The organism is Gemmatimonas sp., assembly GCF_036405635.1.
In the GTDB taxonomy this organism is placed as follows: Bacteria; Gemmatimonadota; Gemmatimonadetes; order Gemmatimonadales; family Gemmatimonadaceae; genus Gemmatimonas.
The window spans coordinates 1-10,114 of sequence record NZ_DASWXE010000121.1; the positions used below are offsets into that span (position 1 = coordinate 1).

A 10,114-nucleotide genomic window follows, 5' to 3' on the forward strand; every position below is an offset into this window, starting at 1 on the left:
TCCTGAACACTACGCACCGGGGAAACGATGGCGCTACCGTTTCAGCCGACATCAGATATTTCGGCGCCGAACGTCATGCGATGTCCATCAGGGGTGCGGAGGGCGAACTCCCGCATGCCCCATGGTTTGCTTTCCGGCCCATGGAGGATTTCCGCCCCACGCTGACGGAACTCTTGGTGCAGTGCGTCCACGTCATCCACGTTCACATACCCCACATAGGAATGGTCGCCAAGCGTGCTGGCGGCAGGTTCGTTGGCACACTCGCCAAGACCGACCGCGAAGGCACCGCGCGACAGCCAGCTCCAGCCATCGGAGCCATCACCAAAGTCACGGGTGAATCCCAGCGTGGACATCCAGAACTCCGTCGACACACGGAGGTCCTGCACAGCGAGGATCAGACGGAGAGAACGAAGCTGAGTCATGGGAGATCAAAGTTATCGCGGCTGTCGGATCCACGATGACACGGCTCCGACCCTGGTGATGAGCTGTGCGTCCGTGCCATCGAGCTTCACCGAGTATGCGCCTGGCAAGGGATCCTGGGGAACGGATGGGCCGAACGAGGGCGAGCCCACGCTGTATGCGATGCGGGTGCCATCAGGCGACCAGACTGGATTCATCTCGTGCAGGGTGTTCTTCACCGGCGAGAGCAGCACGGGCACCCCGCCTCTCGCATCCACCACATACAGGTGGCGATACGACGGGTCGCCGGGCGCGGTGCCACTGAAGACGATGCGTTGTCCATCCGGTGACCAGTCCGCAGACTGTGCCTCCCAGTGCAGTGGCAACAAGGTTTGGTAGTCCGTTCCCGTGGCAGACATGGAACAGAGGTTCCCATACGGCGAGTCAGGGATGGTGCACGCATACACCAGCCTGCCGCCGTCAGGACTCCAGGATGGCGCCCCCATGGTGAGTGGCTTCGTGGGGTCGGAGATGCGACGGACCCCAGAGCCGTCCGGGTTCATCAGCGACACGCCAAGCACCCGGTCTTCCCGCCACGACACAAACACAATGCGTCGTCCATCCAGAGACCACCGTGCACCCGCGTTACCGCCCGGCGCTCGGGTCAGCTTGCGAAGCCCCGTGCCGTCTTCGTTGATGATGCCAAGCTGCGTACCGCCGTTGTCATCGGCCATGCCGAGCAGCAGGCCATTGCCCGGCGGTCCGCGCCACGGCCCCGAAGCGTCGGAGCAACCGCCGATGAGCCCAAGCGCGAGTGCTGCGACCGCAATACGTGATCGGCGAACTGGAGATCTCATCGTGCCCTCGAAAACCACCTGCCCAACTACCCCCGCCGCGCCGCCTCGATGGCCGCCACGTCGATCTTCTTCATCTGCATCATCGCATCGAACACCCGCTTGGCCGCGCCAGGAGCGGGATCCGCCATGCCAGCGGTCAGCGCGACCGGCGTGATCTGCCACCACAAGCCCCAGCGATCCCTGCACCATCCACACTGACTCTCCTCACCACCATTGCTCACGATCGCGTCCCAATAGCGATCGGTCTCGGCCTGGTCTGCCGTGGCCACCTGAAACGAGAACGCAAACGTGTGCGGAAAACCCGGTCCGCCATTGAGACCAATGCAGGGAACCCCCATCACCGTGAACTCCACCGTCAATACGGCGCCCTCTTTGCCGCCTGATGGATAGTCCGACGGCGCGCGGTGCACCGCTTTCACCGAAGAGTCAGGAAAGGTCTCAGCGTAGTACCGCGCCGCCTCTTCGGCGTCGCCGTTGTACCACAGACAGACCGTGTTCTTCGCTGGGTTGGCCATGCCGGAGCTCCATGCAGGGGATTGGGGGCGGGCTGAAATCATACACCCACTTGGCCACTTCAGCCCTCACGGGCCAGAAACCCCTCCAACCCATCGTCGCGGAAATCACACTTGGGGAAGATGAGTTCGTAGCGCGCCTTCGACTCCTGACCGCGCTGCACCACCGTCACCTCGGGCCGCTTCTCCGCGGTGGCGTAGGCCCGCATGAGCAGGGAGCGAATGGCCAGATCCTCCGACGGCAGTGAGTAGCCCGCAATGACCCATCGATCAGCCGTCCGCATCCATTCGAGCGCCGTGCGCCACACGCTGAGCAGATTGGCGTCCCGCACCTCCCGAACATGTGATGGCGCCACGATGTGCAGCTCGAGACGCACATCCTGACGGCAGTGACAGGTGTTGGAGTCGAACAGCTCCTCGCGAAAGGCGAGCGACGAGATGCTGCCCAGCGGGTTGAAGTACACGTAGCCACAGCTGCTGCAGCGCAACTGGTTCACGGAACCATGCAGCTTGTACACACGCAGGCGCGGGTCAGATGACGGACGGCTTCGCTCCCGGCCGTCGCCCACATGACGCCAGTCGAAGCCGAGATCGATCCGTTTCGTGACTTCGGCCTCACCGAGCCGGCGATACAACGTCGACTCGATACTGATGTCGTAGTTCGTGCTGATCAGCGCCGCGCTGTCGCTCCGTTGTCCGAACCAATTGGAGATCCCCTCCGCCAGTTGTCGCTGCGCCTGGACGACATCGGCAGACACACCCCGTGCCTTGCGCCCGTCATCGAGGATGAGGAAGGTGATGGCCTGCTTGAGCAGGTCCCGAAAGTGCTGCAGCGCACCAAATCCACCCACCGACAGCGACTCGCCATTCGCGAGCGCGTACTCCACCAGCGAGAAGGTCTCGGTGATGAGAGGCAGACTCTGGTCGGCCGAGTCGTCAAAGCCCGGGTACAGCTTGCGAAGAAAACCATGCAGCGCGACACGATCCGCAGCTTCCTTGCGCCCATCGCACAGTCCCTGAAACAGCGATTGGTTCAGTAGCTGGGCCCGCACCATCGGCAGCAACTGGCTTGTGAGCGGATATCCAAGCGCACAGGACGCGCCGGCTCCGGTGAACAGCGCTGTGCGCATGTAGCAATCCCGTTGGTCGTTGATGGAAGATGCGAGCAACACACTATGGCTCAGTTCGCACGTCACGACCAACACCGTCTGCTGGTCGGACGCTCGCTGGCGCGCAATATTCCCACCCGTCCGCGACATTGCTATCACCGCAGAGGGATCATGGCCGAGCGCCGCAAGAAGACCGCGTCCAAGTCGTCGGGGAAATCCAAGAGCAAGTCCCCTGCTCCCTCTGGCAAGGAGAAGGAGCTCGACGAGCTGCGTCGTAACATGCTGCGCTCGATTGTCACGGAGCCACTGCTGTCGCGCATCCAGGAGAAGCCACGCGCCACGTTCGATGTGATCATCGCCCTGAATGAGTTGTATCAGGGCGGACTCGAACAGGCGTTGGACCAGGTGCAGCGGCGCGCCGAGGAGTGGAAGGTGAAGTATTCCTCCGTCTCCAACTACGTCTTTGCGCGACTCACCGCCACGCAGATCCAGAAGCTGGCCCGGGAGACGCAGGATCTCGTGGCCGCGAATCGTCGCGCCGAGACCGTGGTGTATCGCATCTGGGAGGACAGCGACATCGCCGTCACGCTCACGCGGTCGCTCACCACCGTGAAGGCGGACGCCGCGCAGCGCGCCTTCCACGCACTGGGCGAAGGCATCGTATGGGCCGTGCTCGATTCAGGCATCGACGGACAGCATGCACATTTCACCGAAAAGCAGACGCTGCACGGACGCATCGATTCGCTGGGCGTGCGTACGCCGATCGAACATCGGGACTACACTCCTGACGGTGATGCCCAGAAGCAGGCGTCCACTGGCTCCACCTCGGCAACGGGCGGCAGAAAGCGGTCCGGAGACGCGAGTGCACTGACGGATCGCCTCGGACATGGCACGCATGTAGCCGGTATCATCAGCGGGTATTGGACCACCGAGGAGAAGGGTGGCCTGCGTGTGGTGGGCACGGAGATGCGTGATGAGAACAGTGGCGCTGGCAGCAACAGCAAGCCACTGATTGCCCGCGAGACGCTCACGTCCATCAGTGGCGTGGCACCGCTCAGCAAGGTGGTGAGCCTCAAGGTCATCGCCGATGTCACGCGCACCGACGATTTCAAGCAGACGCGCGGCCAGGGCAAGGTGAGCTGGGTACTGCGTGCCATCGACGACATCCAGCGCTGGAACCAGAATGGACGCCGCCTGCTCATTCACGGTGTGAACATGAGCATCGGGTACGACTTCGATCCGCGCTGGTTCGCGTGCGGTCAGAGCCCGTTGTGCGCCGAAGTGAACCGACTGGTGAAGTCGGGCGTGAGCGTGGTGGTATCGGCTGGGAACAGCGGCTACTCGTCGTACATCTCGGGGAATGGTGCAGAGCTGAGCAGCTACAACAATCTCAGCATCACCGACCCGGGCAACGCCGAACTGGCGATCACGGTGGGCTCCACGCATCGCGACATGCCGCACCTGTATGGTGTGTCGTATTTCTCTTCGCGCGGCCCCACCGGCGACGGACGCCGCAAGCCCGATTTGCTTGCACCCGGTGAGCGCATCCGGTCGTGTGCGGCGGGTATCGAACAGGAACGCTACGGCGTGGATACCGCGCTGCATCCGTCACCAAAGACGGAAGCCGCCGCACCGAAGAAGCCAGGCACGGTGGCGCATGCCGTTGAAGGGCCGCCACAGAAGCTGCGGCCTGATACCGACCAGGCACCAGAGAACGGCAAGGTGCTCTACTGCGAGCAGAGCGGCACCAGCATGGCGGCGCCGCATGTCTCGGGCGCGATTGCCGGTTTCCTGTCCGTGCGCACGGAGTTCATCGGGCAACCGGAACGTGTGAAGGAACTGTTCCTCAAGGGCGCCGTCGACCTGGGGCGGGAGCCGTCCTTTCAGGGGCACGGTCTGCTCGATCTTATGAAAGTACTGCAGGCAGTCTGACCATTCAGCGAACGGAGTCGCATATGAGTACCCTGTCGGGCTTCGACTATGTCGCCCTGGAATACAACGGTGACGGGAAGCCGACATCGCGCACGGCCTTGAAGGAGCTGGTCGCACTTGCGAAGTCCACCAAGGCCACGGATGTACTGTTGCTGGCCCATGGCTTCCGCAACGACGAGCGCGAAGCTTCCCGTCTGTACGAAAGCTTTCTCGCCAACTTTCGTACGCACCTGACCCACGCGAATATCGCCGGCGCTATGAAGGATCGTCGCTTCGTGGTGGGTGGGGTGTTCTGGCCCTCCAAGAAGTTTTCCGAAGGACCGGACAAGTCAGAGGGCGCCACGCAGAGCTTCGACACCGACGATGCGCGCGATGAGGTGAAGCAACAGCTGGAGGCACTCGATGATGGCACCCTTCGCGCGCCGCAGAAGAAGGCGCTCGCCAAGGCCATCGAGCTGTTCGACGACATCGAGGACGATCCGGCCAAGCAGGACCAGTTCGTGAAGCAGTTGCTCTCAATCGTGAAGGAAGCCGAGCCCGATCCCACCGAAGGCTTCGAGATGCTCAAGGCGCAGAAGGGCTCCGAGTTACTCGACAAGCTGGGCCGCCCCGTCATTCTCCCAACAGTGAAGGATGGAGAAGGTGGAACAGCGGCCGTCGGCGGTGGAGCCCATGGCGGCGACGAGGGCAAGCCGTTGTTCATCGGTGGCTTCATCAAGTCGGCCGCGGGCCGCGTGGGACAGCTGCTCAACATGACCACGTGGTACACGATGAAGAACCGCTCCGGCACGGTGGGCGCTGCCGGCGTGGCGGACGCGGTACGTGCACTCAAGGCAGTTCCCGGTCTCCGCGTGCACCTCATCGGCCACAGCCTCGGCGGCCGTTGCATGGCTGCCTGCGCGAAGTCACTCAGCGCCGATCCGCTCGTGCAGGCAGACTCGCTGTCGCTGCTCGAGGCTGCATTTTCGCACTACGGTTTCAGCAAGGACAACGGAAAGGGCGCGCGCGGCTTCTTCCGCGATGTGATCGACAAGTCGGTGGTACGTGGGCCGCTCATCTCCACCTACTCGTACCAGGATACGGTGGTGGGCAAGGCCTACTCCATCGCGTCACGACTGGCCGATGACAACACAAAGGCCATCGGCGACAAGGACGACCAGTTCGGTGGCATCGGTCGCAATGGCACGCAGCGTTTTCAGGAAGCCAGCAATCGTACGCTGGGCCAGGTGGGCGACAAGTACGCATTCACGCCCAAGGTGGTGAACAACCTCGATGGCAGCGGTGGCCTCATCAAGGACCACAGCGATGTCACCAACCGCGAGGTGACGTACGCGGTGGCCTGCGCCATTGCCGCCACGTAAGCACATGCGATGACAACAAAGCGGCCTGCTCTTCTTCCACGAAGAGCAGGCCGCTTTGCGTTGATGCGCTGCAACCGAGCGTTACTTGCGCGCCGCGCGCCGAGCCTGGTCCTCTTCCCATTCGGTGAACGGAGCATCGAAGTCCACCAGGCGTGTGCCGTCAAACCACCACACACGCGTCGCCACCTCGCGCAGGAATGCACGGTCGTGGCTCACCAGCAACACAGTGCCATCGTAGTCTTCCAGCGCATCCTCGAGCACTTCGATGTTTTCGACGTCGAGGTGATTGGTGGGTTCGTCGAGCACGAGCAGGTTCGCATGCGCCAGCGTCATGAGTGCCAGCGCCATGCGCGCACGTTCACCACCACTCAGCGACGCCACTTCACGCTGCACCGAATCACCGCTGAATCCAAAGGCACCGAGACAATTCTGGATCTGCCCGCGATTCCACAGTGGGCGCTTGTCCTGAATGGTGTCGTACAGCGATTTGCGCAGCGGCAAGTCGCCGAGGTCCTGGCGGAAGTAGGCTGCGGTGATCGACCCGCCCACACGCGCCGTGCCACTGGCCGGCGCCAGATCGCCCATGATGGTGGAGATGAACGACGACTTGCCGGCACCGTTGGGTCCCACGAGAGCAACGAAATCGTTGCGGCGCAGCACGGCCGTGAAATCGTCCACCAGCACACGGCCCGGCACTTCCACGCGCAGCGCGTCGATCGCAATCACCTGATCGCCACCACGTTCGGATGGCTCGAAAGACAGTGACATGGCGGCCGGATCGCCCGGCGGCGGCGCGAGACGTGGCAGACGTTCGAGACGCTTGCGCTTGCCCTTGGCCTGGAAGGAGTTCACCCCCGCAAGGTTCCGCATGATGTACTCCTCTTCCTTCTTCACATAGGCGCGTTGCTTCTCCAGTTCGCGCTCGCGCGTGAGGCGTCGTTCGGCGCGCTGCGGCACGAACTGACTGTAGTTGCCCTTGTACCACTCACTCGACTTGGCTTCCACGTGCAGGATGTGCGTGCACACCGCGTCCAGAAACGCACGATCGTGCGACACCACGAGCACCGTCTCGTCGGCCTCCTTGAGCCAGTCCTGCAGCCACGTGGTGGTGTCGAGATCGAGGTGATTGGTGGGTTCATCGAGCAGCAGCAGATCGGCGGGGGCGATGAGCTGCGCTGCCAAGCCCACGCGTCCACGTTCACCGCCGGACAGCGAGGAGATGAGACGTGTCTTGGATTCTTCGGCATCGAAGCCAAGACCCTGCAATACGGCATCAACGCGGGCATGGTAGATGTAGCCGCCCATGTCGGCAAAGCGTTCCTGGTCGTGCCCGAAGCGCTCGAGGAATTCCTCGGTGACATGTTCGCCCATCTCGCCAAGCTCGATGGCTTGCTGCGCCAGGCGCTGCTCGAGCGCGACGACGTCACGCCATGCGGCGGCACCGGCCTCCCACACCGTGGTGGCGCCTTCGAACGCGCGATGCTGATCGAGCAGCGCGTGACGCAATCCCGGCTTGCGCGCCACGCTGCCGGCGTTGGGCTGTGTCTCGCCGGTGATGACCTTGAAGATGGACGTCTTGCCCGCACCGTTGCGTCCGATGATGCCCCAGCGCTCACCCTCGCCGACCGTGAACGTGATGTTCTTGAACAGCTCGGTCGACCCGAAGGAGATGCCGACGTTGGAGACGGAAAGCAGGGTCACGCTACGAGGGGAAAGACTTTGAGAAACCGTCGGCAACAGAGCCAGACGGCCAAGGGCGAATCGTCGGCGAAACTTAAGCGCCGGCAAGACCCCGAACCCACGCCTCCCATTGGGGATGATGGTTACAGCCTATTGACAGATTTTTTTGTCAATACTACCGTTGGCCCATGCCCGACATCCACGTCATCGAAGATCCGGCGGCCGCCACGGTGGCGCTGGAGCCGATACGCAGCCGACTGCTCGCCGAACTCGCCACACCGGCATCGGCCGCGACGCTGGCCACGCGGGTGGGCCTCACACGGCAGAAGGTCAACTACCACCTCAATGCCCTCGAGGCACACGGCCTCGCGCAGTTGTCCGAGGAACGGCGGTGGGGTGGCCTCCGCGAACGGGTGCTGGTGGCCACGGCGACATCGTATGTGGTCTCGCCAAGTGCCATGGGCGCGATTGCCGTCGACCCCGACCGCGAAAACGACCGCATGTCGGCCAACTACCTCATCGCACTCGGCGCGCGGGTCATTCGAGAAGTGGGTGATCTCGTCCGTCGTGCGAAGGCCAAGGGCAAGCGCCTCGCCACGCTGTCGATGGACACCGAAGTGCGTTTCCGGTCGCCGGCCGAGCGTGCGGCGTTCAGCAGTGAGCTGACGGACGCGATTGCCCGACTCGTTTCGAAGTACCACGATGATTCCGCCCCCGGCGGCCGATCGCATCGCCTGGTGATCGTGGCCCATCCCCTCCCGCAGTCACCAGTGCCCCAGGAGACATCATGAGCGTGAAGAAGGAAGCCAACGGCCGCCGTTCCGTCGAAGTCACCATCGAAGTGCCGGGAACACCGGAAGAGGTGTGGCAGGCCATCGCCACGGGCCCCGGCATTTCATCGTGGTTTGTGCCGGCAACGATCGAGGAACACGACGGCACGCCCGTCGCCTGTACGCTGGAATTCGGCCCGGGCATGTCGTCGCGTTCCATCGTGAAGACGTGGAAGCCGCTGCAGGAGTTTACGCGCGAATCGGATGGCTGGGTGCCGGGCTCTCCGCCACTGGGCACCGAGTTTCACATCGAAGCACGCGCGGGCGGCACCTGCGTGGTGCGCGTGGTGCAAAGCCTGTTTGCCGACACCGACGACTGGGATGGTCAGCTCACGGGCGCCGAAGAGGGCTGGCCAGGCATCTTCCGCATTCTGCATCTCTATCTCACGCACTTCCGTGGACAGCCGTCGGCCACCATGCAACTCATGGCGCCAGTGAGCGGCACACCCGCTGATGCGTGGGCTGCACTCACCAACGCGGCGGGCATCGGTGGTGTGAGTGTTGGACAGCAGTTCGTGGCACCGGCTGGCACACCGGCTTTTGGCGGCGTCGTGGAGTACGTCAGCGACAGTCCGTTCGGCGCGCTGCTTCGACTGGACACACCCGGCCCCGGCGTGGCAGCATTGGGCACCATCGAGTTTGGTAGCACCGTGATGGCCACAGTCACCTTCTTCATGTACGGTGACGACGCGAACGATGTCGCAGCGCGCATGAAGCCGCAGTGGCAGGCCTGGCTGCAGGAACGCTTTCCGATGCCCTCGTGACCCGATGAAACCATGACATCGTGGCGTCGTCGCGCCCGATGACAACCCTACGGCTTGATGCGCCGCCAGTGTTCGAACGGAAAGATCGCGCCCAGGGAAAATCCGAGCCCGACGCCGGCCCCGATGACACCGATCGAGATATCGTTGCGATCCCGCGCTAGTTGAGACGCCAGTGCGAGCAGTCCCGCTTGCACACCAACACTCACGGCACTGCGAGCCCGGGAAATCCCGAGACTCGCACTGGTGCCGCGGACCGCTGTGCGTGACACCGCCAGCGGTCCGCTGCCCATCGGCTGCAGCCAGATGGAGTCGGAAGTCGCGCGGATCAGCGATCCGATGATTCGCTGACGTGCCGCGAGAATTGGCTCCTGGCGCAGCGAATCAGTGATCGTGATTTGCACGCGGGCACCTGGCGAAATGGCTTCGAGCGACTGTGCTCGCAAGGGCTGTGCAGCGGCGGCCCATACGGAGAAGCTGACCGCGGCAAGAGAGTTCTTCAGTGACTTTGGAAGCATTGGTTCTGGAGTAGGCAGGCGTTGCTGGCTCATCGAGCGCCATTCTTCATTGCGGAGGAATCCCTCCGCAGCGCGACCGCCCGCACGGTATCTCCTTGCCGCGCCACCAGGCTCGCCAGATGCCCAACGGTGGCCAGCGTGAGGGAGTGCGACGG

General features: G+C 63.2%; 10 protein-coding genes. 4 read left to right on the forward strand and 6 right to left on the reverse strand.

All coding sequences use genetic code 11. The annotated features are described in order from the left end of the window. Positions 1-41 precede the first annotated feature (41 nt). From VGE27_RS10660 to VGE27_RS10675, 4 genes are read right to left on the reverse strand one after another with little or no spacing between them, the layout of a single operon-like run. Positions 42-422 carry a VOC family protein gene (locus tag VGE27_RS10660; RefSeq protein WP_331049632.1) on the reverse strand — a complete coding sequence of 127 codons (381 nt, stop codon included), beginning with the start codon at positions 420-422 and terminating at the stop codon, positions 42-44. Between the two features lie 12 nt (positions 423-434). Next, on the reverse strand, positions 435-1,256 hold the full coding sequence (locus VGE27_RS10665; protein ID WP_331049633.1) for a hypothetical protein: 822 nt from the start codon (positions 1,254-1,256) through the stop codon (positions 435-437). Between the two features lie 26 nt (positions 1,257-1,282). Continuing rightward, the gene (locus VGE27_RS10670; RefSeq protein WP_331049634.1) at positions 1,283-1,771 is read right to left on the reverse strand and encodes a VOC family protein; all 489 of its coding nucleotides are present in this window, start codon (positions 1,769-1,771) and stop codon (positions 1,283-1,285) included. Between the two features lie 59 nt (positions 1,772-1,830). Next, positions 1,831-2,898, reverse strand: coding sequence for a hypothetical protein (locus VGE27_RS10675; protein ID WP_331049635.1), 1,068 nt, complete (start codon positions 2,896-2,898; stop codon positions 1,831-1,833). A gap of 150 nt (positions 2,899-3,048) precedes the next feature. Between VGE27_RS10675 and VGE27_RS10680 the strand changes: the two genes are divergently transcribed. Together VGE27_RS10680 and VGE27_RS10685 are read left to right on the forward strand one after the other, a co-directional pair. After that, positions 3,049-4,809 (forward strand): S8 family peptidase, encoded by a 1,761-nt coding sequence (locus VGE27_RS10680; RefSeq protein WP_331049636.1) that lies wholly within the window; start codon positions 3,049-3,051, stop codon positions 4,807-4,809. Between the two features lie 23 nt (positions 4,810-4,832). Further along, on the forward strand, positions 4,833-6,170 hold the full coding sequence (locus VGE27_RS10685) for a hypothetical protein (RefSeq protein ID WP_331049637.1): 1,338 nt from the start codon (positions 4,833-4,835) through the stop codon (positions 6,168-6,170). 81 nt (positions 6,171-6,251) lie between these two features. Here VGE27_RS10685 and VGE27_RS10690 read toward each other — a convergent pair whose 3' ends face one another. Next, a complete protein-coding gene (locus tag VGE27_RS10690; RefSeq protein ID WP_331049638.1) occupies positions 6,252-7,871 on the reverse strand; it encodes an ABC-F family ATP-binding cassette domain-containing protein in 1,620 nt (539 codons plus the stop codon). A 167-nt stretch (positions 7,872-8,038) separates the two neighbouring features. On the opposite strand from VGE27_RS10690, the gene VGE27_RS10695 reads away from it, so the two are divergent. Next, entirely contained in the window at positions 8,039-8,641 is a 603-nt protein-coding gene (locus tag VGE27_RS10695) for a helix-turn-helix domain-containing protein (protein ID WP_331049639.1), read from the forward strand. Then, positions 8,638-9,444 (forward strand): SRPBCC domain-containing protein, encoded by an 807-nt coding sequence (locus VGE27_RS10700; RefSeq protein WP_331049640.1) that lies wholly within the window; start codon positions 8,638-8,640, stop codon positions 9,442-9,444. Before VGE27_RS10695 ends, VGE27_RS10700 begins: the two co-directional genes overlap by 4 nt. A 47-nt stretch (positions 9,445-9,491) precedes the next feature. On the opposite strand, the gene VGE27_RS10705 is transcribed toward VGE27_RS10700, so the two are convergent. Next, on the reverse strand, positions 9,492-9,845 hold the full coding sequence (locus tag VGE27_RS10705) for a hypothetical protein (RefSeq protein ID WP_331049641.1): 354 nt from the start codon (positions 9,843-9,845) through the stop codon (positions 9,492-9,494). Positions 9,846-10,114: the final 269 nt, after the last annotated feature.

Bases quoted from the DNA above. Each gene is read 5' to 3' on its own strand.
- VGE27_RS10700 (WP_331049640.1), top strand. From the start codon at position 8,638: ATGAGCGTGAAGAAGGAAGCCAACGGCCGCCGTTCCGTCGAAGTCACC.
- VGE27_RS10680 (WP_331049636.1), top strand. From the start codon at position 3,049: ATGGCCGAGCGCCGCAAGAAGACCGCGTCCAAGTCGTCGGGGAAATCC.
- VGE27_RS10660 (WP_331049632.1), bottom strand. From the start codon at position 422: ATGACTCAGCTTCGTTCTCTCCGTCTGATCCTCGCTGTGCAGGACCTC.
- VGE27_RS10670 (WP_331049634.1), bottom strand. From the start codon at position 1,771: ATGGCCAACCCAGCGAAGAACACGGTCTGTCTGTGGTACAACGGCGAC.
- VGE27_RS10675 (WP_331049635.1), bottom strand. From the start codon at position 2,898: ATGCGCACAGCGCTGTTCACCGGAGCCGGCGCGTCCTGTGCGCTTGGA.
- VGE27_RS10685 (WP_331049637.1), top strand. From the start codon at position 4,833: ATGAGTACCCTGTCGGGCTTCGACTATGTCGCCCTGGAATACAACGGT.
- VGE27_RS10665 (WP_331049633.1), bottom strand. From the start codon at position 1,256: ATGAGATCTCCAGTTCGCCGATCACGTATTGCGGTCGCAGCACTCGCG.
- VGE27_RS10695 (WP_331049639.1), top strand. From the start codon at position 8,039: ATGCCCGACATCCACGTCATCGAAGATCCGGCGGCCGCCACGGTGGCG.